Source organism: Zavarzinia compransoris (genome assembly GCF_003173055.1).
Taxonomy (GTDB): domain Bacteria; phylum Pseudomonadota; class Alphaproteobacteria; order Zavarziniales; family Zavarziniaceae; genus Zavarzinia; species Zavarzinia compransoris.
This window is the reverse complement of sequence record NZ_QGLF01000002.1, coordinates 898,608-920,533: the sequence shown is the minus strand read 5'-3', so window position 1 is coordinate 920,533 and position 21,926 is coordinate 898,608. Positions and strand designations below refer to the sequence as shown.

The window sequence follows — 21,926 nt, the reverse complement described above, 5'->3', positions numbered from 1 at the left end:
TTCAGAGCACGCCGACCGAAGCGAGCTTGGCCTCCAGGATCTCGCGGTCGAAGGGCTTCATGATGTATTCGCTGGCCCCGGCTTCGAGGGCGGCCTGGATATGCTCGATATCGTTCTCGGTGGTGCAGAACACGACCACCGGTGCCTCGCCGCCCGGGCGCTGGCGCAGCGCCTTGAGGAATTCGAGGCCGTTCATCACCGGCATGTTCCAGTCGAGCAGGATGAACTGGGGCATCGCCTGGGCGCAGCGGTCGAGCGCCTCCTTGCCGTCGCCGGCCTCGTCGACGGCGAAGCCGATTTCTTCCAGCATGCGGCGTGCCACCTTGCGGATCACGCGGGAGTCGTCAACGACCAAGCAGGACTTATGGACCATGGTTCCTGTTCCGGACTTCTGTTGTGTCAGGCCGCGTGGCGGCTTTCCAGGGTTTGGCGCAGGGCTTCGAGCAGCCCTTCGCGGTCGCCCTTGGCAACGTAATCGGTGAAGCCGACCTGGCGGCCGCGCTCGAAATCGGCGGTGCCGGTGCGCGACGACAGGGCGATCACCGGGGTATCGCGCCAGCGGCCCTCGCGGCGGATGGTTTCGGTGAATTCGAAACCGTCGAGGCCGGGCATCTCGATATCGGAGACGATCAGGTCGAAGCTCTCGCCCTGTTCGCGCAGCTTCAGCGCCTGCTGGGCATCCTCGACCGCCGTCACGCGATAGCCGGCGACCGACAGCACGGGCTGGATCATGTTGCGGAAGAAGGGGCTGTCGTCGACGAGCAGGACCGAATGGTGACGCGGCCCCTGCACCACCTCCTGGGCGGAGCGGCGGAACCAGTCGTCATAGGCAAGGGTCAGGTAATGGGCGACATCGAGGATCCCGGTCGCCTGCCCCGCCACCACCGCCGAGCCGATCAGGCCCGGCCGGCCCGACTTCAGTTCGACGTCGAGGCGGTCCTCGACGATGTCGATGATCTCGTCGACCGCAAGGCCCATGGCGCGCTCGCCGTCGGCGAAGACGACGACCGGCTGGCCGCCCTCGGTCCTCAGCCGGTGGTCGGCATCGGCGCAGATGATCGGCATCAGGCGGCCGCGATATTGTACCACCGGCCGGCCGTTGGACATTTCGATCCGCTTCACCTCGACCTCTTCGAGGCGGGCGACCAGCGCCAGGGGCACCGCCTTCAGTTCGGTGCCGCCCGCGCGGAAGACCAGCAGCGAGGTGGTGGCATCGCCGGCGCCAGAAGCAGCGCCGGTATCGGCGGCCGCATCCTGGTTCTCGCGCAGCGCCTCGCCGGTCTGCAGGGCGAGGCCGTTGGGGTCCAGGATCATGATCACGCTGCCGTCGCCCAGAATGGTATTGCCGGAGAACAGGGCATTCTCGCGCAGGATGCTGGCGACCGGCTTCACCACGATTTCCTCGGTGTCGAACACCCGGTCGACGGCGATGCCGAAGGTCTGCTGGCCGACCTGGGCGACGATGATGAAGGCTTCCTCGGGCCGGGGCGTGCCGGGCGGCACCAGGTTCAGGGTCTCGGCCAGGAAGATCAGCGGCAGCAGGCGGTTGCGCAGGCGCACCACCGGCGTGCGGTTGATTTCCTCGATCCGGTGTTCGGAATCCGGGGTCGCGCGCACCAGTTCGACCACGCCGATCTGCGGCACGGCGAAACGCTCGCCGCCGCATTCGACGATCAGGGCCGAGACGATGGCCAGGGTGAGCGGGATCTTGATCTGGAAGGTCGTGCCCTTGCCGGGCGCAGTCTTCAGGTCGATGGTGCCGCCGATCTTCTCGATATTGGTCTTCACCACGTCCATGCCGACGCCGCGGCCGGAGACGCTGGTGACCTTTTCCGCCGTCGACAGGCCGGGATGGAAGATGAAGCGCCCGACCTGGGCGTCCGACATGGCGGCGAGATCGGCCTCGCTGGCCAGGCCGTTGGCCGCGACCTTGGCCTTGATGCGGGCGATGTCCAGGCCTTTGCCGTCATCCGCGATCTGGATGATGATGTGGCCGCCCTCGTGATAGGCGTTCAGGATGATGCGGCCGGTCTCGGATTTGCCGGCGGCGCGGCGGGCCTCGGGCGTCTCCAGGCCATGGTCGGCGGAATTGCGGACCATGTGGGTCAGGGGGTCCTTGATCAGTTCCAGCACCTGGCGGTCGAGTTCGGTCTCGGCGCCATGCATCTGGAGATCGATCTTCTTCTTCAGTTCGTGCGACAGGTCGCGGACGATGCGCGGCAGCTTCGACCAGGCATTGCCGATCGGCTGCATCCGCGTCTTCATCACGCTTTCCTGCAACTCGCTGGTGCACAGCGACAGGCGCTGCAAGGGGCCGGAAAATTCCGTATCGCCCATGCGCCGCACCATCTGCAGCAACTGGTTCCGGGTCAGCACCAGTTCCGAGACCATGGTCATCAGGTTCTCGAGCAGGTCGACCGAGACGCGCAGGGTCTGGTTGCCGATCGGCCCTTCGGCGCGAACCTCGGCATGATCGGCCTGTTCCGCCGGGACGGCCGGCACGGCCGCGGCCTCACGCGGGACGACGGCGGTGGCGGCCGCCTCGTCCTCGCTCAGGATCGGCTCGGCGCCGGCGGCGATCGCGTCGGGCCCCGGGGCCATGCGGAAGGCGGCTTCGAGTTCGTCGAGCGACACTTCGCCCGGCTTCAAGGCGCGCTCCAGGGTGCCCAGGGCCTCGGGCGCGGGGGCCGGGGCGGCGACAGGGGCAGGAACAGGGACGGCGATGGGGGCGGGAACAGGAGCGGCGGCCGGGACGGGCTTCGCCGCCTGGCGCCCTTCCGCCAGATCGTCCAGGCGGGCGATCAGGGCGGCGTCGGTCCCCGGCGGTTCCTGTTCCGTCGATTCGAGGACGGCGAGAATCGCCTTGATGCCGTCGAGGGATTCGAGAATCAGGCTGACCGCATCGCCGGTCACCGTCATCTCGCCGGTGCGGAACTTGCCCAGCACGTTTTCCGCGGCATGGGCGATCGCCTCCAGCCGGGGCAGGCCGAGAAAGCCGCAGGTGCCCTTGATGGTATGGACGAGGCGGAAAATATTGGACAGGACCTCGCGGTTGTTGGGGTCCTGTTCCAGCTTCACGATCTCGACGTCGACCACGTCGAGGTTTTCCGCCGTCTCGGTCAGGAATTCTTGGAGCAGGTCGTCCACGGGGCAGCCTCGGCATGTGCCGCATCCGGCGCCAACGGGGATGCGGGCTGATAGCGATCAGTTGCCGCTATGGTCGGCCCGGGGTCGTAAAAATTCGATGAATGACGGGCCGGTCGCCGGCGCCTTCAAACCAGACGAAAGTCGACCCCGGCCTCGTCCGCCGCCGCGACCAGCCTGCGGCCGAGGGGCGCCGCCAGATGCAGGACCAGGGCCAGCGGCGCGGTGCGGGCCTCGGGCTCGGCGCCCGCATCCGCCAGGGCGGCGGCATGGCTGGCCGGCAGGGCGAAGCGGTCGCCGCTGACCCGGATCCGGGGCAGGTCGCCCTCGAAGACCAGCACCATCCGGCCGCCGCGGGGCAGGCAGTCGGCCGCGGCCAGGGCCATCAGGGCGGCCAGCCGGGCCCGGGCCCGCGGCACGCCGTCGCGCCCCCCCTCGATCGCCAGGGCGATGCGCCGGCCCTGCATCACCGGCGCGACCAGGCCGGCCAGTTCGTCGACCGTGATCGCGCCGTCGTCATGCACGGCCCCGAAGGCGAGGCGGAAGAACCGAAGGCGGGCCGAAAGCTCGGCGGCACTTTCGCCGATCAGGGCGATCGACTGGTCGCGCAATTCGTCGTCGTCCTCGTCGGCATCGGCGAGCAGTTCGACGCCGTTGACGACCGCGCCGACCGGACCGACCAGATCATGGCACAGGCGGGAACACAGCAGGCCGGCGAGGGTAAGCGGATCGGTCATCGGCAGGGACACGGGAGCGAAGGAGCAAGGGGATAAGCGTTGGGACCAGGTGCGGATGGCGCCAAACTGGCGTAAATTGGCCGGGCGCAGCCTAAACCACCCTCCGCCCGGGCGCCAGAGCCTGAAACGGGAAAGTTAACCATGACTCGTCACACCGCCGCGAGCCTGCTCACCCCGGGCGCCCTGGTCCGCCACCCGGGAGAGCCCGACTGGGGCCTCGGCCAGGTGCAAAGCGTGGTCGGGGCGCGGGTGACGGTGAATTTCGAGCATGCGGGCAAGCGGGTGATCAATGCCGCCGTGATCGACCTCGATCTTGTCGACGCCGAAGCTGCGAGCCGCTATTAAGTCCCGGTTCTGTACGTCTCCCGACCGGATTGCCATGCCCCGCCTCGAAGCCGCCGCCCGCGCCGAACTGATCGTCGCCCTCGCCGATCTCGCCGTCGAAGCCGGCGCCGCCATCATGAAGATCTACGGGAGCGATTTCGCCGTGAAGTCCAAGGGCGAAAACGACCCGGTCACCGAGGCGGATGTCGCCGCCGAGGCGATCATCGTCGCGGGCCTGAAGCAACTGACCCCCGATATCCCGATCGTCGCCGAGGAACTGGCCGCCGCCGGCCAATTGCCCCCGGGCAATCCCGCCGCCTGGCCGGCCTTCTGGCTGGTCGATCCCCTGGACGGGACCAAGGAATTCATCAAGCGGAACGGCGAATTCACCGTCAACATCGCCCTGATCGAGGAAGGCATTCCGGTCCTCGGCGTGGTCCATACCCCGGCCAAGGGCTGGACCCATACCGGCCATGGCACCGGCACGGCCAAGGTGCAGAAGCAGGGCCTGCCGCCCCAGTCGATCAAGGTGCGCCCGGTGCCGCCGGGCGGCCTGACCGTGGTCGCCAGCCGCAGCCACCGCGACAAGGCGACCGACGATTTCCTGGCCGAATATCCGGTGGCGCAGATGACGCCGGCCGGTTCCTCTCTCAAATTCTGCCTCGTCGCCGAGGGGCAGGCGGATTTCTATCCCCGCCTCGGCCCGACCATGGAATGGGATACGGCGGCGGGCCATGCCGTGGTCCTGTCGGCCGGCGGCACTGTCACCACCCTCGAAGGCGCCGCCCTGTCCTACGGCAAGCCCGAGTTCCGCAACCCGAAATTCCTCGTCCGCGGCGGCTGAATCAGCCGGGCGCCACCGGCACCAGCACCGCCTCCCCCGCCGCGAACAGGCGCTCCGGGTCCTCGCCCAGGGCGCCCAGGGTCGCGGCGGCGAAGATCTGCTGCCGCCCCAGCCGTTCCACCCGGCCGCGGGCGACGAAGGTCGCGGCCACCGCCGGCCGGAAGCAGCGCACCGCGAATTGCGAGACGAGGACATTCCCCGCCTGGCCCGCCGCCGCGAAGCCGCAGGCCGCCTCGATCAGGCCGCCGACCAGGGCGGCATGCAGGAAGCCGCTGTATTGGCCGAATTCGGGCCGCCAGGACAGATGCAGCTCGACCGTGCCGGGCGCTGCCGCCGCGATCCGCAGATCCAGCCATCGATTGAAGCCGGCAAGGTCGGAAATCGCCTGCAGGCGCCCGGCCAGGGTTTCGTGATCGGCGGTCATGGCGTGCCCCCCGCCTCGCGCAGCACGCGGAATACCGCGCTCGCCCTGGCGCAGGCCTCGCCGTCGGCGGTCGCCCGCGCCTCGGTGAAGGCGAGGCCGCGGGTGGCGCGGACCAGCACCGGCACCACTTCCAGCCATTGGCCGAGGCGGACGGCACCGATGAAATCGAGCGACAGGCTGACCGTCACCAGCCCGGTCAAGCCGCGCTCCGCCGCCGCCACGGCCAGCCCCATGGCATTGTCCGCCAGGGTGGACAGCACGCCGCCGTGCAACAGGCCCCGGCCATTGGCATGGGCGGCGCGAACGCGCAGGGCCAGGCTGGGCGCCCCCGCCACCGCCCGGGTGTAGATCGGCGCCCAGGGCGCGGTCACCGGGCTTTCCCGCGTATGCAGCCGATAATCGGGCGGCGGATCGTCGCCGGGCCCCTGTTCGAGCGGCGGAAGAGTATCGGTCATGGCGCTCACCCCGCGATTTATTTATTTAGACCAGTCTATATAATTCAGAAGCCGGAAAAACGTCAAGGCCCGGCGGCCATCAGGGCGGCGACCGCGGCGGCGGCATCGACGATGGGACGGGGATCGCCGCTGACCCGGCATTGGATCAGGCTGCCCTCGATGGCGGCGATGGCGACGCCGCCCAGGCTCCCCGCCCGGTCGGGCGGCCAGCCTTCGGCCGCCAGCATGTCGGCGAAGACCCGGGCCCAATCGGCCAGTGCTGCCCGAGCCGCCTGGGTCAGGCGCGGCGAGTCGGGCACGGTCTCGAGGATGGTGGTGGCCAGCGGGCAGCCGTCGCGGAAGCCCGAATCCGCCATCCAGCCCGCCAGCAGGCGGCCGTATTCGACCAGCACCGCCGCCGCCTTGCCGCCGTGGCGCGCCCGCAAATGTTCCAGCGTCGCCGTGACCACGGCGCCGGACTGGCGGATCGCCTCTTCCGCCAGTTGTTCCTTGCCTTCGGGAAAATAATGGTAGAGCGAGCCCTTGGGCGCGCCGCTTTCGGCCAGGATGTCGTTCAGGCCGGTGGCGGCATAGCCGCGCTTGCGCAGCAGCCGCGAGGCGGCACGGATGATTTCCTCGCGATGTTTCGCTGCCGCCATCTTACCCTCCCGATGCGCGGCCGCCGCCTCAGATCAGGGGCGGATGCTCCAGGACATTGATCAGGGCCCAGAGGCCGCAGGCGGCGATCGCCGCGCCCGAGATCTGGTTGATCAAGCGCAGGCCCCGGGCCTCCAGCTTGCCGCGCAGCAGGCCGACCAGGAAGGCGAGCGTCAGCCACCACAGCACGGACCCGGCGAAGACGCCGACCACATTGAAGGTCGCCTGCCCCAGGGTGCCGTCGCCGGTGAGGCCGGCCGCGGCAAAGGCGGTGGCGAAGCCGAGGATGGTGACCGGGTTGGTGATGGTCAAAAGGAAAGTGCCGACCATGGCCTGGGGCACCGAGCCTTCGTCCGCCTTCAGGTCGCGGTCCTTCGGCGTGGTGAAGAATGTCTTCACCCCGAGGATGGCCATGAACAGCCCGCCGACCAGATACATCCAGCCCTCGTGATCGACCACCCATTGGGAAACGGCGGTCAGGCCGAAGGCCGCCACTACCGCAAACAGGCCGTCGGCGACAGCGCCGCCGACCCCGGCCATGAAGCCGCTGATCCGGCCGATGTGCAGCGTCCGGTGAATGCAAACGAGATTGACCGGCCCGACCGGCGCCGCAACGACATAGCCGACGATAAGCGCGCGGACGAACAATTCGATATCCATTTGACCCCGGACGCAGCACCTCAGATCACGATCACGTCGTTCCCCGGCGGATCGGCATACAGCTTTTCGACGAGATGGGCCCGCCGGGTCAAGGCCGCTTTCTGGTTGATATACCCTTTATCGGTGATTTCGCCGCCGTCGAGGCTGGCCGGCTCGGCCATGAACAGCACGCGCTTGATCGCGGTGGAGGAGCCGGGATTGGCCCGGTTGTGGGCGCGCACCCGTTCCCGCACGTGTTCGACCAGCTGGTTGGCGTTCAACATGGTGTCGAGCGAGCCGAGCGCCGCCTCGTCGGTCACCACCTTGGGCAGGCCGACCCAGTTCGGCCAGGCCAGGGCTGCGACATATTTGCGGTCGTGGCCGCAGATCACCGCATCCTGGATCACCGGGGCGGCGGCGCCGACCAGATCGACCCGGAGCTTGCCCGCCTGCACCCAGGTGCCGGTGTCGAGCTTGAAATCCTCCGCCACGCGGCCGTCGAAGACGAGGCCCTGGTCCGGATCCTCGGGGTCGAGGAATTTGGCGGCGTCGCCGATGCAGTAGAAGCCTTCCGCATCGAAGGCTTCCGCCGTCTTCTTCGGTTCCTTGTAGTAGCCGGGGGTGATCAGGGCGCCGCGCACCCGGACCTCGTAGGTATGGCCGACCGGCACCAGCTTCAGTTCGACCCCGGGCAGGGGCAGGCCGATCATGCCCACCCGTTCCGCCTCGCGGAACACGCTGGTCGCGACCGGCGCGGTCTCGGTCGAGCCCCAGCCGGTGGTGAAGACCACCCGCTCGCCCGTGGTCCGGATCGCCAGTTGCTGGAAGCGTTCCCACAGGTCCTGGCTGAGGGCGGCGCCGCCATAGGCGCAGAACTTCAGGCGCTTGAAGAAAGTCTTCGCCATCGCCTCGTCCTTTTCCATGGCCGACAGCAGCATGGAATAGGCGACGGGGACATTCATATAGGTGGTCGGCGAGATTTCCTGGAGGTTGGCGATCGTCTCGTCGAACAGGCCGGGCAGCGGCCGGCCGTCGTCGATATAGAGGCTGGCGCCGGCGACCAGGGCCCCGTGCAGATTGGCATTGCCGCCGAAGGTATGGCTCCACGGCAGCCAGTCGACCGCGACCGAGGGCCCCTCCTCCGCCCGCCATTTCTCGTGGTCGAGAACGACCGAGCGGGCCATGGCGGCATTGGCGCAAAGCATGCGGTGGGTGTTGATCACCGCCTTGGGCATGCCGGTCGAACCCGAGGTGAAGAGATATTTGCAGACCGTATCCGGGCCCAGTCGCTCGAAGGCGGCATCGACCTCGGGGCCGACGGGGGTCTTCACCAGGTCCATGAAATCGGTCGAGGGCAGGCTGCCCGGCGCATCGCTCACATGCACGACCTCGACCCCGTCGAGGTTCAGCTTGGACAGCGCCGCCTCGAAGAAACGGCCGTTCTGGACGAAGATCAGCTTCGGCCGGACCAGATCGAAGACATAGACCAGCTTGGCATGGTCCATCGACATCAGCGAATAGGCCTGGCTGATCGAGGTCACGGGCACGCCCGCGGCGATCGCGCCATACATGACCAGGGCGTGCTCGATCGAATTGCCGGACAGCACCATCACCGCGTCGTCGGGCCCCAGGCCGCGGGCGAGCAGGGCCGCCGCGATGGCGTTCACATAGCCGAGCCCCTGGCCGTAGCCGATCTTGCGCCACGCCCGGTCGGGGCCGCGCTGGGCTAGCCACAGGGTGTCCGGCTCCGCCGCCGCCCATTTCCGCAAGGGCACGATCATGTTGCGGTCGTAGTCGCCGAGCGGGTGGCGCAGGCGCAGCACGATCTCGCCGTTGTCCCGGCGCTCGACATCCAACTCGTTCGACAGATAGCTGACTTTGCGGAATGCAGGCGGCATCGCGCGCTCTCCCCCGGTTATTTTGTCGCCGGCCCTGCGCAGGGGCGTTTTCGGCGTGTCCGGCGAGTCTGCAAAGAAGCTGTCTTATTGCAACCGACATTCGCGCCCGCCCCGGCGTAAAGTGACAAAAAATCATGAACCGGATTCCGCTGCGTCCCGGGGCCGGGAGGGGGAGCGGCGAAGCGCGGGCTTCAATGCGGGCGCCGGGTCGGCTAAGGTCTGCCTGGTCTGTACCCACGGGGGATGCGCTCATGTTTCGGCGTCTGATGCTTGCCGGCCTTCTTGCTGCCGGCTCCTTCCTCGGCCCGGCGGCCCGGGCGGCGGACGGGGTGCAGGTGATCGCGCGCGACGGCAGCGCCGTCACCTTCCCCGAAGGCACGCTGGCCGCCTTCGACCTCGCCATCCTGCAGGGCGCGGACATGCTGCGCGTCGACGTCTACCAGACCTTCGACGGCGTGCAGGTGATCCGCACCGCCCGCGATCTGGCCGCGACCACCGATATCGCCAGCCTGATGCCCCGCCCCGGCCCCCTGAAGGGCGAGCCGCCGCCGGCCGGCTATCCGGTCGATTATACGCTCTACGGCGACTATGCCCGCCTGACCGCGCGCCAGCCGGTCGCCGGCCGCGACACCGGCTTCGACGGCATGTTCCCCACCCCGATCCTCGAAGACCTGCTGGTCCTGGTCGAACGCCGCAAGATCGAGCGCCGCCGCACCATCGGTCTTCTGCTCGTCCTGCATGATTCGGAGATCCACGCCGCCCGCGGCCGGCCGATGGAGCCCCGCCTGCTCGCCACCCTGCAGAAATACGGCCTGGCCGGCTCGCCCGACGTGCTGATCGGCACCGGCGACCCGTCGAGCTTCAGCCGCCTCGGGGCCACCGGCGGCAATCCGCGCGTCTTCGTCCTCGGCGGCTCGACCGAGCGGCCGGCGGATGCGGCCCGCACCGGCGATGGCCGCACCTATGGCGACTATCAGGCGCCGGACGGGCTGCGCGCCATCCGCGGCTTCGCCGACGCCATCCTGGTCGATGTCCAGGATGTCCAAGGCACCTATGCCGATGGCGGCGCCATGCCCGCCACCACCCTGGCCGGCGATGCCCGCACCGCCGGCCTCCGCCTCTTCGTCGGCGGCTTCGCCGATGCCGAGGACCCGATAAAGCCGCGCCGCGCCGCCATCGAAATGTATCACCGCATCATCGCCCTCGGCATCGACGGCATCGTCACCGACGAACCGGTGCGCGCCGTCGCCGCCCGCCGCCCCGGCGGCTGACCCCGGCGCCAGCGCGCCCGCCATGCGCCCAAGCCGTTCGCGACGAGATTGGTGTGTTCACCGCGCCCCGCCAACATCGGCGGGGCGTCGGGCAAAGGCGGTTTCCGGTGATGGTGCTTGACGGTAGGGCATTCGCGCCCTACGTTACATGTAACAATATTGACGATGACAAGCGGTCATGCCGACATCAGTTTCCGAACGGGTTCAGAAGCGCCGGGCTGCCTTGCGAGCCGCCGGGCTGCGCCCGATCCAGATCTGGGTTCCCGACACCCGTCGCCCCGGCTTCGCCGAGGAATGCCGCCGCCAAGCCCAGGCCGTGGCCCAGGCGGACATGGCCGACCGGGAGATGCTGGGCTTCCTTGATGCCATCCTCCTGGACACGGACGGCGAGAACGAAGCGTGAGGCGCGGAGACCTCGTGACCGTGGCCATGCCCGGAGACTTCGGCAAGCCGCGCCCGGCCCTGGTCATCCAGTCCGATCAGTTCATGGACGCGGCCACCGTGACGGTGTTGCTGCTGTCGGGGACCCTGGTCGATGCCCCCTTGGTCCGTCTGAGCGTGGAGCCACGCCCGGAGAATGGCTTGCGCAAGCGGTCCCAGATCATGGTGGACAAGGCCATGACCGTGAAGCGGGACAGGCTGGCGTCACCATTCGGCAGGCTCGACGACGAAACCATGGTTGCCGTCAATCGCGCTCTCGCCCTGTTCCTGGGCTTCGCTTAAGCTGCATGCCGGCAGACGCCTGACGTCGCCCTCTCCGCCCTTAAAAAAGATTTTTCCGGCAAGGCAGACAGGCCCTAAGTCTTTGAACCTGGAGCCAACCCGGTGCTTCACGCGCTGGATTTCAACACGCTTGCCGAATGGCTTGGCCCCTGCGCCAAGGCCTTTTTCTTTTGCACTGCAGAAAAGCAAGTGTTTACGGCGGCAAAAGTCGTGTTACGCTTCCTTTACGAAGTACTGCTTCAATGGATCCATCGAAATCAGTCGTTAGCAGTCGGTGAAGGAGAGTGCCAGCCCGATCCCCGGTCATTAGTCGCGATGAATTGGTCAACAGATGAGGAGTGCCGCATGAGCGATCTTGCCCGCATGCTGTCCGACTATCGCCTGACAACGGCGGAAATTCTGTACCACATGCCGGATCATCCGGCACTTCTGCAAAGCTATACTTGGCAGAAACTGGATCTGGCGCCGCGCTATCCCGAGCTGCGGAAGTTTCTCGACTTCTGGGAAGCCAATCTCGACGGCCGGCTTCATTCGGTGAAGGTGGTCAGCAACAAGCTGATCACGCCCGGCGAATTCCGCCACACCCGGAATTATTTCGCCCTGCATTGATGGTTTCCCGCCCGGCCCGATTGTCACAATTTCATAACATTCGGGCCGGTTGATCGGCGGTATAAGAACGCTCAGGACAATGTTTTGGGGGCAGCCATGGCGTGGCCACAGCCGTTCTCGCGCCTGCGTGCGCTTGCCACCGCGCTCGGGCTGGGGGTCGTTCTGGCGCTGGCGGCCTGCGACAGCCAGCCCGCCTTCGACTTCACCATCGTCGCCGGCTCGGAAAACCAGGCGCTGGAGCCGATCGTGCAGGATTTCTGCCGCACGAAGGGCGTCACCTGCACCCTGGCCTACCAGGGTTCCCTCGACATCGGCCTCTCGCTCCGCCCCGGCCAGGACAGGACGGTGGATGCGGTCTGGCCCGCGGCCAGCCTGTGGATCGACCTGTTCGATAGTGCCCGCGCCGTCACCCACCGCCGCTCGATCTCGCAGAACCCGGTGGTGCTAGGCGTCCGCAAGGCCAAGGCCGAGGAATTGGGCTGGACCAAGGGCCCGGTGACCACCAAGGCCATTCTCGAAGCGGTGGAGGCCGGGCGCCTGCGCTTCTTCATGACCTCCGCCACCCAGTCCAATTCGGGCAGCGCCGCCTATCTCGCCATGCTGGCGGCGGCGCGCGGCAAGCCCCTGCTGGAAGCGGCCGACCTCGACGATCCCGACACGCTGCGCCAGGTCCGCGCCCTGCTGCGCGGGGTCGAGCGGTCGTCGGGTTCCAGCGGCTGGCTGGCCGATCTCTATCTCCAGGAAACCGCCCGCGGCGCCGTTCTCGACGCCATGTGGAACTATGAAGCCGTCATCAAGGAAACCAACGACGCCCTGCGCGCCAAGGGCAAGGACGTGCTCTGGGCGGTCTATCCGGCGGAAGGGGTGGCGGTCGCCGATTCCCCGCTCGGCTTCGTCGAGCGCGGCCGCGACAAGGCGGTGGAGGAGTTCTTCGTCGCCCTCCAGGCCCATCTGCTCTCCCCCGAGATCCAGGCTCAGATCGCGGCGACCGGCCGCCGCGTTGCGCTCGGCGGCGGCCAGGCCAAGGCCGAGGCGGACTGGAACTTCGATCCCGAACGGCTGGTGACCGCCATCCCGACGCCGGAACCGGGCGTCATCCGCCGCGCCCTCGCCCTTTACCAGGAGGCGCTGCGCCGGCCTTCGCTGACCGTGCTCTGCCTCGACTTCTCGGGCAGCATGGAGGGCGAGGGCATCTATGCCCTGCGCCAGGCCCTGCAATTCCTCTTCACGCCCGAGCGGGCGGCGGAACTGCTGGTGCAATGGTCGGCCGCCGACCGCATCGTGGTCATCCCCTTCAGCGGCCGCGTCGGCGCCGTCTGGGATGCGGCCGGCACCGCCGAGGGCCAGGCCCGCCTGCTGGCCGAGGCCCTGGCCTGGCCGGTCGGCGGCGGCACCGACATCTATGCCTGCATCGACGAAGCCTATCGCCAGATCGAGCGCTTGCGCGGCAGCGACAACGATTACCTGCCGGCGATCGCGGTGATGACCGACGGCGTCAGCGAGGGCAGCGCCGATGCCTTCCTGGCCGGCCGGCCCGGCGGCGGCGGCGCGGTCCCGGTGTTCGGCGTCACCTTCGGCAATGCCCGGCGGGATGCGCTGGACATCCTGGCCAAGGGCACCGGCGCCCGGGTCTTCGACGGCACCAAGGACCTGACCGGCGCCTTCCGGTCGCTCCGCGGCTATAATTAGGGAGCGGCGGTGAGCGGGGACAGAGGGCGCAGGCCCGCATCCGCCCCGGGCGGCAGCGGCAACAACTGGCTGGCCGGCGGGCTGGCCGGGGCGGCGGCCGTGCCGGCCCTGGCGCTCGGCCTCGACATTCCGTTCCTGGTCGCGGCCGGCAGCGGCGTCCTCGTCTGCCTCGGCCTTGCCTTCGCCCTCGGGCCGCGGCGCCTGTTCGAGGGCGCCGACACGAAATCCCTCTCGGACGAGGGGCTGGCCTTCGCCCGGGAATTGCTGGCCGCCGCCCTGCCCGAGGTCCGGCGCCTGGAAACCGAGGCGGCGCGGATCAAGGATCCGGCCGGCGGCAAGGCCGCCCTGCACTTGGCCGCCCTCGCCCGCGAAGTCACCGACATCGTCGAGCGCGAGCCGGTGCGCCTGCGCAATGCCCGCCGCCTGCTGACCCATTTCCTGCCCTCGGCCGCCGATCTCTGCGCCGGGGTCGTCCTGCTTGAAGGGCAGCGCAGCCCCGACCGCGAGCGGATGCGCAAGGCGACCGAGATGCTGGCCCGGCTGGAGCGGGCCTTCGCCCTGTCGCGCGATGCGCTTTTCGAAAGCGACCTGACCGAACTGGACGTCGACCTCCAGATGCTCGACCTTTCGCTGAAGAACGATCTGGAGACCAGGGCATGAGCCTGTCGCGACGCGCTTTCGGCCTCGGCCTGCTCGGCGCCGGCATCGCCGCGACCGGCGGCTATATGGCGCTGCGGGACAGCAGCCTGCTGCGCGAGCCGCTGGCCCTGACCGGCTTCGTCGGCGGCGAGAAGAAGGGCTTCCTGGCCAATCCCCGCACCCGGGCCGCGCTCGCCGGTGCCGGCTTCGCGCTGGAGGCGCGGCAGGCCGGCTCGGTCGAGATGGTGCGCGCCCCCGAACTGCGGGCCCAGGGGCCGGATTTCCTCTGGCCCTCGTCCTCGGTGATGGTCGAGATCGCCAAGGACAACCAGATCCCGGTGCGCCGGTCCCAGGTCGTCCTGAATTCGCCGATCGTGGTCTATTCCTGGTCCAACGTGGTCGACGGCCTGACCGCCGCCGGCCTCGCCCGGACAGAGGCCGACGGCCATCTCGCCTTCGACCTCGCCGCCTTCCTGAAGGCGATCCTGGCAGAGAAAGCCTGGGCCGACCTCGCGGTGCCGGAATTGTTCGGCAAGGCGCGGCTGGTCACCACCGACCCCAACCTTTCGAATTCGGGCTTCATGTTCGCCGGTCTGGCCGCCAACCTGCTGGCCGGCGACGTCGCCACCGGCGCCGCCCTCGACCGGGTCGGCGGCGAGGTCGAGACGATTTTCCGCCGCATGGGCTACAAGTCCAATTCGTCCGGCAGCCTGTTCGACGATTACCTGGCCGGGGGCCCGGGCGTGCACCCCATGATCGTCGGCTACGAGAACCAGTTGATCGAATGGATCCTGGCGGACCGGGAGCGCTGGGCGCGGATCGCCGGCGGGCGCTACCGGCCGGTGCCGCTCTACCCCGTGCCCACGGTCTATTCCGCCCATCCGCTGCTCAGCCTGAAGCCTCAGGCGGACGGGCTGATCGATGCCCTGAACGGCCCGGCGCTTCAGGCGATCGCCTGGGAAGACCACGGCTTCCGCGGCCCCCTGGGCGCCCGCGGCGAGGCGGCGGTGCTCGCCGATCTCGCCCGCCTGATCCCGGACCGGGTGGACGCCATCCTGCCCATGCCGGACGCCAGGGTGATGCTCGCCCTGCTCGACCGGCTGGCCTGATCAGATGCCGGCGCCGTCGTAGACGGCGTTCTGGAGGTTGTCGCGGATTTCCGCCGCCAGGCTCTGCGCCTCGACATGGTCGCGGGCGCGCGGGCGCGGCGTCAGCACCCGGTGCTCGGACTGGATGCGCCCGGGCTTGCCGCCCAGCAGGATCACCCGGTCGGCGAGATAGACCGCTTCGTCGATGTCGTGGGTGACGAAGATGATGGTCTTGCCGGTCTCCTGCCACAGGCGCACCAATTCGTCCTGCAACCCGGCCCTGGTGATGGCGTCGAGGGCGCCGAAGGGTTCGTCCATCAGCAGGATTTCCGGGGCGACGGCCAGGGCGCGGGCGATCGCCACCCGCTGGCGCTGCCCGCCGGAAAGCTGGTGGGGATAGCGCGCGCCATGATCGCCGAGGCCGACCAGGGCCAGCGCCTGGGCCGCCCGGGCGTGGCGCTCGGCCCGGCCGATGGCAAGCCCTTCGGCACCGAATTCGACATTGCGCGAGACCCGGCGCCAGGGCAGCAGCCGCGCATCCTGGAACACCATGGCATAGGGGCGGCGGTCGGCGGCGGGCGCGGTCGTCACCTTGGCCGTGCCCTTCGCCGCCGGGATGAGATCGGCGATGATGCGCAGCAAGGTCGACTTGCCGACGCCGCTGGCCCCGACCACGGCGACGAATTCGCCCTTCTCGACCCGGAGATTGAAGCCCTCGAGGATCGTGTTGCCGCCGAGCACGATCGAAAGGTCGGAAATATCGATCACGGGACTATCGATCAGGGGCGCCATCGCAACAACCAGTTCCGGAGAAGGACGAAAGCCGCATCCACAAGGCCGTAGAGCAAGGCCATGGTCAGCATATAGACGACGACGATATCGGAGGCGAGCAAGGTCGCCGCCTCGTTCATGCGCTGGCCGAGGCCGGCGACACCGAAAAGCTCCGCCGCGACCACCGACATCCAGGCCTGGCCGAGGCCGGTGCGCACCCCGGCGAGAATCCCCGGGGTCGAGGCCGGCAGCACCACTTTCACCAGTTTGACCAAGCGCGAGCGATAGCCGAAGGATTCGGCCAGTTCGATCAGGTCGCCGTCCACCCCCTGCACCGCCGCCAGGGTGGTGAAATAATTGATCCAGAAGACGCCGACGCCGACGATGAACGTGGCGGCGGCGGGCGAGATCTGGAACCACAGGATGGCGAAAGGCACCCAGGCGAGGCCCGGAATCGGGCGCAGCACCCGGATGACCCAGGCGGTCAGCCCCTCCACCGTCCGCGACATGCCGGTGACGATGCCGAGCCCGATGCCGAGCAGGGAGCCGAGAATCAGCCCCATCAGGTAGTGGTCCAGGCTCTGGCCGATGCGGTCGAGCCAGATGCCGCTGCTGACCTCGCGCCAGAAGGCCTGGGGCAGGCTCGACGGCGGCGGCAGGAAGATCGGCGACATCAGGCCGAAGCGCGTCACCCCTTCCCACAGGCCAAGGAAGCCCAGCAGGCCGGCGATGGCCAGCAGGATCGGCCGGTCGGCGAGGCTGCCGCCCCTTTGTCCTTTGCTCATGTCCACTCGAACGAAGGTGTGAAAAGCAAGAAATGGCCGAGATCGGGCGACTTGTCGATCGTCCCGATCATCGGCCATGTGAAACGGCCGCCCCGGCGGGGCGGCGCGCTTACTTCGCGACGGCCTTCTTGTAGAAGCTGGCGTCGAACAGCTGGCTCAGGTCGCCGGCCTTCTCGATCGCGCCGATCTCCAGCTGGAAGTCCTGGAAGATCTTGGTCGATTCGACGATCGATTCCGGATCGGCGACGAATTTCGAGCCGGGCGAGACCAGGGCCTTCTCGATCGTCTCGACCGAGAGCAGGCCCTTGCCCAGCACCGCATTGACCAGCGGTGCCGCCGCCTTCGGATCCTTCTGCAGGAATTCGGTGGCGCGCACGGTGAGATCGACCAGGGCCTGGGCGGCGGCCGGCTGCTTCTCGATGAAGGCCTCGGTCAGGCCGAAGACCGAGCCGGGCTGATTCGGCAGGATCTGGCCGCCGGCGACCAGGATCTTGATCTCCGGGTTCTTTTCGATGGTGACGGTGATCGCCGGCTCGCGGATGGTCGCGGCTTCGACGCCGCCGGCGAGCAGGGCCTGCTGGGTTTCCTCGATGCCGAGGGGCACGACCTCGACCGTCGCCTCGTCGATCTTGGCGACCTTGCGGATCCAGTAGAGCAGCACGGTCTGCGGCACCGAGCCCTTGGGCTGGGTGGCGATCTTCACCGGCCGGCCCAGGTCCTTGGCGACGGCGGCGAAAGCCTCGGCCAGAGTGCCGCCCTTGGCGACCGCCTCCGCGACCTTCTTGCCGCCGAGCACGGCCACTTCCTCGACCGCGGTCGCGGCCACGACCTTGACACCGATACCCTTCTGGCGGGCGACGATCAGGGGGCCGACACCGGCGAAATAGGCGTCGATCCCGCCCGAGGCCACGGCCTGGATCAGGTTGGGGCCGGAGGCGAACTGGGTCAGCTTCAGGTTCAGGCCCTGTTCCTTGGCCCAGCCGAGACCGTCGAGCACGAAAAGCTGGGCGACGCCGGTCACCGGAATGAAGCCCACCCGCACCTCGACCGGCTCCGCCGCCGAGGCCCGGCGCCCCAGGCCCGACAGCGCCAGAGCGGCGGCGCCCGCCCCCAGTCCCAGTACCGAACGACGATCGATGGCGACCATGATGCGACCCTTCTCTTTCCCGTTGCCCCGCTGTTCGCGCGGTGATTGGACGGGGAGTGAACGACGGTTGCGCTTATTTGTCAATTTCAGACGCATAAATATTATATTTACAAGAAAATAAAGTTATTAATAGACTTGGCCTTCCCCGCCCCGCCACCGATCATCGGCGCCAGCGGGGAGGACAGGCATGCAGCACGACATCAGCGACGCCACGGTCGACGTCTGTGTCATCGGCGCGGGCTTTGCCGGGCTGAGCGCGGCCCGCGCCCTGGTCGCCGCCGGGCGGGCGGTGCGGGTGATCGAGGCGCGCGACCGGGTGGGTGGGCGGACCAAGCCGGGCATGGTCGCCGGCCACCGGGTCGATCTGGGCGGGCAATGGGTCGGGCCCGACCACCGCCGCCTGCGGGCGCTGGCGGCGCGCCACGGCATCGCCACCGAACCCCAGTTCGAGACCGGGGCCAAGCTGATCGAATTCGGTGGCACGGTGAAACGCTACGAGGGCCTGATTCCCGCCATCCCCCTGCTGGCCCTGATCGAGACCGACCGGGTGATGAAGCGGATCGAGCGCATGGCCGCCGCCCTCAGCGCCAGCGCCCCCTGGGCCGCCGCCGGGGCGGCCGATCTCGACCGCGACACGGTCGATGCCTGGCTGGCGCGCCATGTCCGCACGGCAGGCGCCCGCGCCCTGATGGCGATCGCGGTGCGCGCGGTCTTCAGCGCCGAGCCGGCGGAAATCTCCATGCTGTTCTTCCTGGCCTATATCCGCGCCTCCGGCGGGCTGGAGCCGCTGATCTCGGTCCGGGGCGGGGCGCAGCAGGACCGCTTCCGCGGCGGCCTCCACGCCCTGTCCGAAGCCCTGGCGGACGAGGTCGGGCGCGAGCGCCTGCGCCTGGGCCGGCCGGTCGCCGCGCTCGAACAGGATGCGGCCGGGGTCACCGTCCATGGCGGGGGCGAAGCGCCGCTGCGCTGCCGCCGGGCCATCGTCACCGTCCCCCTCGCCCTGCTGCCGCGGCTCCAGGTCTCGCCGCCCTGGCCCAGCCTGCGCCAGGGCCTGGCCCAGCGCAGCCCCATGGGCAGCGTGATCAAATGCCATGTCGCCTATCGCACGCCGTTCTGGCGCGCCCGCGGCCTCTCGGGCGAGGCGGTGTCGGACCGGGGGCCGTTCTCGCCCATCTTCGACGGCACCCCCGAAGGCGCCGGCGAAGGCATCCTGACCGGCTTCCTGGAGGGCGAGGCGACACGCCGCTTCACCGCCCGAACGCCCGAGGCGCGACGCGCGGCGGTGATCGCCACCCTCACCCGCCTGTTCGGGCCCGAGGCCGCCCACCCGATCGACTATGCCGAGAACGACTGGCTGGCCGAGGACTGGTCCGGCGGCTGCTATGCCGGGCTGATGGCGCCGGCGACATTGACCGGCTTCGGCCCGGTGATCCGTGAAGCGGCCGGCCGCATCCATTTCGCCGGCACCGAAACCGCGATCGAGGCCACCGGCTATGTCGAGGGCGCCCTCGAATCGGGCGAACGGGCGGCCATCGAAGTGTTGGCCGCCCTGAATCAGGACGCCCTGAATACCGTCAGCTGATCGCCCGGCCGAGGGCGGCCAGCAGGCGGTCCACATCCCCCTCGTCGTTGTAATGGGCGAGGCTGACCCGGATCACCCCGCCCGGATGCAGGCCAAGGGCGGTGACCACGCGTCGGGCGTAGAAATCCCCCTGACCGACAGCGATGCCCTGGTCCCAGAGGATGCGGGCGATCTCGCCCTGGTCGCGGCCGGCGACGGTGAAGGAAACCGTGGGCGCCCGCTGCCCGTCCACGGTGGGCCGGCCGATCAGCCGGATAGCGGGCAGAAGGGCGAGCCCGGCCAGCAGCCGCTGGCCCAGGCGGTCCTCATGGGCGGCGAACAGGCCGTAGAGCCGTTCCATCCGCCCGCGCAGGCTGTTGACCGGCAGGGCGAAGTGATGCTGGTCCAGCGCCTCGAAATAATCGGCGATGCCGGGCAGCGCGGCGGTGAATTCATGGGACGGGCCGCCGGGGTTCAGCATCTTCGGCGCCTCTTCGATGAAGAAGTGATTCTGCGGGGCCAGCCGCGCCACCACCGCACGCCGGACATAGGCCGCGCCGACATGGGGGCCGAAAGTCTTGTAGAGGCTGAAATAATAGAAATCGACGTCCAGCGCCTTCACGTCCGGCAGGCGGTGGGGGGCATAGGCGACACCGTCGACCGCGATCAGGGCGCCCGCCGCCCGGGCGATCGCCGCCGCCGCCCCGACATCGTTGAAGGTGCCGACGATATTCGAGCAATGGGGCATGACCACGAGCCGGGTGCGCGGCCCGACCAGCCCGCGCAGCACGTCGAGGTCGAGTTCCGCCGTGACCGGATCGATCGGCCATTCGCGCACGCTCGCCCCCGTTTCCGCCAGCCGGCGCCAGGGGGTCGAATTCGCCTCGTGGTCCTGGTTGGTGACGACGATCTCGTCGCCCGGCGCCAGCAGGGGCCGCAGCGCCGCCGCCAGCACCATGACGTTGACCGTGGTCGAGGGACCGACCAGCACCTCGTCCGTGCCGGCGTTCAGGAAGGCGGCGGCGACCGCCTGCCCCTCGGCGATCAGGCGCGCGGCTTCCGCCGAGGCGGCGAAGCCATAGGCCGGCTGCACCTGCAGTTCGGTCATATAGCGGGTGACCCGGTCGATCACCTGGCGCGGCACATAGGTGCCGCCCGCATTCTCGAGAAACGCCGTGCCGTTGGCGAGCGGCGGAAACTGCGCCCGCGCGAAACCGACGTCGAGATCGACGCCGCCCCTGTTAGCCGAAGTCAAAGCAGCATCCCCCGGTTGGTCCAACCGGGGGTGCAGCTTAATTGGTCGGGATGATGGTTGTCACGCGGCGCGGCGCCGCCGTGCCTTCCCGATCCGCCGTGGCGCGCGAACCGATCGCCCGATCGACGTCCGGACCGCCTTCCAGCACCTCGATCTTCACCTTGCCGACCCCGCGGTCGCGCAGGCCGATGGCCGTCGCCGCCGCCGCGGACAGATCGATCACGCGGCCCCGGATATAGGGCCCGCGGTCGTTGATGGTGACGATCACCGACCGCCCGGTGGCGATGGCGGTGACCCGCACCCGCGTGTCGAAGGGCAGGGTCTTGTGCGCCGCCGTCAGCTCGTGCTGGTCGAAACGCTCGCCGTTGGCGGTGCGCCGGCCATGGAAGCCGGGACCGTACCAGGAGGCATTGCCGGCGAATTCCCGCACCACCCGTTCGGACTGCGAACCGGCGATCTTCTCCCGGTCGCTGATCGGGCCGCCGACCGCGGCGGCGACGGGCGCCCCCGCCTTGCCGGCGGCGTCGCGGACCGGGCCCGGGCGCGCGGCGCCCGCCGGCGCGGCCGCCTCGGGCGTGGTAACTTCAGACGATACAGCAACCGCGGAATCGCGAATACTGACCGGGTCGTCGGCGTTGTCGGTCGCCCGGGCCGCCGAAGTGGCGCCCAAGGTTACGGCAGCCGCAGTCGCGGCAGCCACGATCCAATTCAACGCGAGCAAACGGGTTGCCGCCATCGATCCTCCTCTCCTTCTTCGGCGCGCGGGCACGGAGGATGTGCCGCGCGCGGACTGGAACAGACCCCTATCCCAAGGCCAACAACACACTGCGACGCGTCCGGTTGCCCCGGACTGCACCAGATGTTTATGAAAACGCCCGGCTCAACGAGTCGGGCGACGGGTTGCGACTGCCCTCAGCCGCCACCGCAAGCCAACGAGACCCATGGCGAAGCCAAGAACCCCGATGTAAAATTCAGGACTCAAACGTCCTTACCCTCTGGGCCGACGACAACCATGCCGGGCTTTTCTGGACATGCGGGACGGAGGTTTCCGGTCTCCCGCACGGGTTGCCACGACGCGACATTGACGAAAAAAATCCTCCTTGGCAACCCTGCCCGTCCGCGGGCAGTCCCGAAGCACCGCCCGCAAGGCCCGGAAAGCACCGCACAATGATGCCGATTTTCTTTATTTTCAGTTACTTGGAAATCGTGGTTAAGATGCCCTGAACCATGCCTGGACGGGTGTTTCGAGCCCATATTTCATGGTCCGGAAGCCACCTGCCCCGGATT

The 21,926-nt window shown here is 68.7% G+C and carries 23 protein-coding genes; 10 read left to right on the top strand and 13 right to left on the bottom strand.

What is annotated here, in order from left to right; all coding sequences use genetic code 11:
* Window position 1: 1 nt before the first annotated feature.
* The 3 genes from DKG75_RS10190 to DKG75_RS10180 form a co-directional block, all read right to left on the bottom strand.
* A complete protein-coding gene (locus DKG75_RS10190; RefSeq protein ID WP_109920959.1) occupies window positions 2–373 on the bottom strand; it encodes a response regulator in 372 nt (123 codons plus the stop codon).
* 26 nt (window positions 374–399) lie between these two features.
* Window positions 400–3,147, bottom strand: coding sequence for a hybrid sensor histidine kinase/response regulator (locus DKG75_RS10185; RefSeq protein WP_109920958.1), 2,748 nt, complete (start codon window positions 3,145–3,147; stop codon window positions 400–402).
* 125 nt (window positions 3,148–3,272) lie between these two features.
* The gene (locus tag DKG75_RS10180; protein WP_133636813.1) at window positions 3,273–3,881 is read right to left on the bottom strand and encodes a histidine phosphotransferase family protein; all 609 of its coding nucleotides are present in this window, start codon (window positions 3,879–3,881) and stop codon (window positions 3,273–3,275) included.
* Between the two features lie 141 nt (window positions 3,882–4,022).
* Between DKG75_RS10180 and DKG75_RS10175 the strand changes: the two genes are divergently transcribed.
* Complete coding sequence (locus tag DKG75_RS10175) at window positions 4,023–4,226, top strand: DUF3553 domain-containing protein (RefSeq protein ID WP_109920956.1); 204 nt, start codon at window positions 4,023–4,025, stop codon at window positions 4,224–4,226.
* Window positions 4,227–4,260: 34 nt separating this feature from the next.
* Entirely contained in the window at window positions 4,261–5,049 is a 789-nt protein-coding gene (gene cysQ, locus DKG75_RS10170; protein ID WP_109920955.1) for a 3'(2'),5'-bisphosphate nucleotidase CysQ, read from the top strand.
* Window position 5,050: 1 nt separating this feature from the next.
* Here cysQ and DKG75_RS10165 read toward each other — a convergent pair whose 3' ends face one another.
* From DKG75_RS10165 to DKG75_RS10145, 5 genes are all read right to left on the bottom strand, one after another.
* Entirely contained in the window at window positions 5,051–5,473 is a 423-nt protein-coding gene (locus tag DKG75_RS10165; protein WP_208111971.1) for a PaaI family thioesterase, read from the bottom strand.
* Window positions 5,470–5,928 carry a PaaI family thioesterase gene (locus DKG75_RS10160; RefSeq protein WP_109920954.1) on the bottom strand — a complete coding sequence of 153 codons (459 nt, stop codon included), beginning with the start codon at window positions 5,926–5,928 and terminating at the stop codon, window positions 5,470–5,472. Before DKG75_RS10160 ends, DKG75_RS10165 begins: the two co-directional genes overlap by 4 nt.
* A 62-nt stretch (window positions 5,929–5,990) precedes the next feature.
* A complete protein-coding gene (locus DKG75_RS10155; RefSeq protein WP_109920953.1) occupies window positions 5,991–6,566 on the bottom strand; it encodes a TetR/AcrR family transcriptional regulator in 576 nt (191 codons plus the stop codon).
* 28 nt (window positions 6,567–6,594) lie between these two features.
* A complete protein-coding gene (locus DKG75_RS10150) occupies window positions 6,595–7,224 on the bottom strand; it encodes a LysE family translocator (protein ID WP_109920952.1) in 630 nt (209 codons plus the stop codon).
* Window positions 7,225–7,244: 20 nt separating this feature from the next.
* The gene (locus DKG75_RS10145) at window positions 7,245–9,101 is read right to left on the bottom strand and encodes an AMP-binding protein (protein ID WP_109920951.1); all 1,857 of its coding nucleotides are present in this window, start codon (window positions 9,099–9,101) and stop codon (window positions 7,245–7,247) included.
* Between the two features lie 251 nt (window positions 9,102–9,352).
* Between DKG75_RS10145 and DKG75_RS10140 the strand changes: the two genes are divergently transcribed.
* The 7 genes from DKG75_RS10140 to DKG75_RS10110 all read left to right on the top strand — a co-directional run bounded on the left by DKG75_RS10140 (window position 9,353) and on the right by DKG75_RS10110 (window position 15,141).
* On the top strand, window positions 9,353–10,372 hold the full coding sequence (locus DKG75_RS10140) for a glycerophosphodiester phosphodiesterase family protein (protein ID WP_166646370.1): 1,020 nt from the start codon (window positions 9,353–9,355) through the stop codon (window positions 10,370–10,372).
* 178 nt (window positions 10,373–10,550) lie between these two features.
* Window positions 10,551–10,775 (top strand): antitoxin MazE family protein, encoded by a 225-nt coding sequence (locus tag DKG75_RS10135; RefSeq protein WP_109920949.1) that lies wholly within the window; start codon window positions 10,551–10,553, stop codon window positions 10,773–10,775.
* Complete coding sequence (locus tag DKG75_RS10130; protein ID WP_109920948.1) at window positions 10,772–11,095, top strand: type II toxin-antitoxin system PemK/MazF family toxin; 324 nt, start codon at window positions 10,772–10,774, stop codon at window positions 11,093–11,095. The genes DKG75_RS10135 and DKG75_RS10130 overlap by 4 nt, the downstream gene beginning before the upstream one ends.
* Window positions 11,096–11,440: 345 nt before the next feature.
* Entirely contained in the window at window positions 11,441–11,704 is a 264-nt protein-coding gene (locus tag DKG75_RS10125) for an usg protein (RefSeq protein WP_109920947.1), read from the top strand.
* Window positions 11,705–11,800: 96 nt separating this feature from the next.
* Window positions 11,801–13,393 carry a VWA domain-containing protein gene (locus tag DKG75_RS10120; RefSeq protein ID WP_109920946.1) on the top strand — a complete coding sequence of 531 codons (1,593 nt, stop codon included), beginning with the start codon at window positions 11,801–11,803 and terminating at the stop codon, window positions 13,391–13,393.
* Window positions 13,394–13,402: 9 nt separating this feature from the next.
* On the top strand, window positions 13,403–14,053 hold the full coding sequence (locus DKG75_RS10115) for a 5-bromo-4-chloroindolyl phosphate hydrolysis family protein (protein WP_109920945.1): 651 nt from the start codon (window positions 13,403–13,405) through the stop codon (window positions 14,051–14,053).
* Window positions 14,050–15,141 (top strand): hypothetical protein, encoded by a 1,092-nt coding sequence (locus DKG75_RS10110; protein WP_109920944.1) that lies wholly within the window; start codon window positions 14,050–14,052, stop codon window positions 15,139–15,141. The genes DKG75_RS10115 and DKG75_RS10110 overlap by 4 nt, the downstream gene beginning before the upstream one ends.
* Here the strand turns inward: DKG75_RS10110 and DKG75_RS10105 are convergent, their stop codons facing one another.
* The 3 genes from DKG75_RS10105 to DKG75_RS10095 form a co-directional block, all read right to left on the bottom strand.
* Window positions 15,142–15,912: an ABC transporter ATP-binding protein gene (locus tag DKG75_RS10105; protein ID WP_109920943.1), complete on the bottom strand. Its 771-nt coding sequence runs from the start codon at window positions 15,910–15,912 to the stop codon at window positions 15,142–15,144.
* Entirely contained in the window at window positions 15,900–16,676 is a 777-nt protein-coding gene (locus tag DKG75_RS10100; RefSeq protein WP_109920942.1) for an ABC transporter permease, read from the bottom strand. The genes DKG75_RS10105 and DKG75_RS10100 overlap by 13 nt, the downstream gene beginning before the upstream one ends.
* Window positions 16,677–16,785: 109 nt before the next feature.
* Window positions 16,786–17,823: an ABC transporter substrate-binding protein gene (locus DKG75_RS10095; protein WP_109920941.1), complete on the bottom strand. Its 1,038-nt coding sequence runs from the start codon at window positions 17,821–17,823 to the stop codon at window positions 16,786–16,788.
* Between the two features lie 187 nt (window positions 17,824–18,010).
* Here DKG75_RS10095 and DKG75_RS10090 point away from each other — a divergent pair, with 187 nt between their 5' ends.
* Window positions 18,011–19,405, top strand: a complete 1,395-nt coding sequence (locus DKG75_RS10090) for a flavin monoamine oxidase family protein (protein WP_109920940.1) — start codon at window positions 18,011–18,013, stop codon at window positions 19,403–19,405.
* On the opposite strand, the gene DKG75_RS10085 is transcribed toward DKG75_RS10090, so the two are convergent.
* Both DKG75_RS10085 and DKG75_RS10080 read right to left on the bottom strand, forming a co-directional pair.
* Window positions 19,398–20,639 carry an aminotransferase class V-fold PLP-dependent enzyme gene (locus tag DKG75_RS10085; protein ID WP_133636815.1) on the bottom strand — a complete coding sequence of 414 codons (1,242 nt, stop codon included), beginning with the start codon at window positions 20,637–20,639 and terminating at the stop codon, window positions 19,398–19,400. The genes DKG75_RS10090 and DKG75_RS10085 overlap by 8 nt on opposite strands.
* Window positions 20,640–20,676: 37 nt before the next feature.
* On the bottom strand, window positions 20,677–21,375 hold the full coding sequence (locus DKG75_RS10080) for a septal ring lytic transglycosylase RlpA family protein (RefSeq protein WP_109920938.1): 699 nt from the start codon (window positions 21,373–21,375) through the stop codon (window positions 20,677–20,679).
* Between the last annotated feature and the right edge of the window lie 551 nt (window positions 21,376–21,926).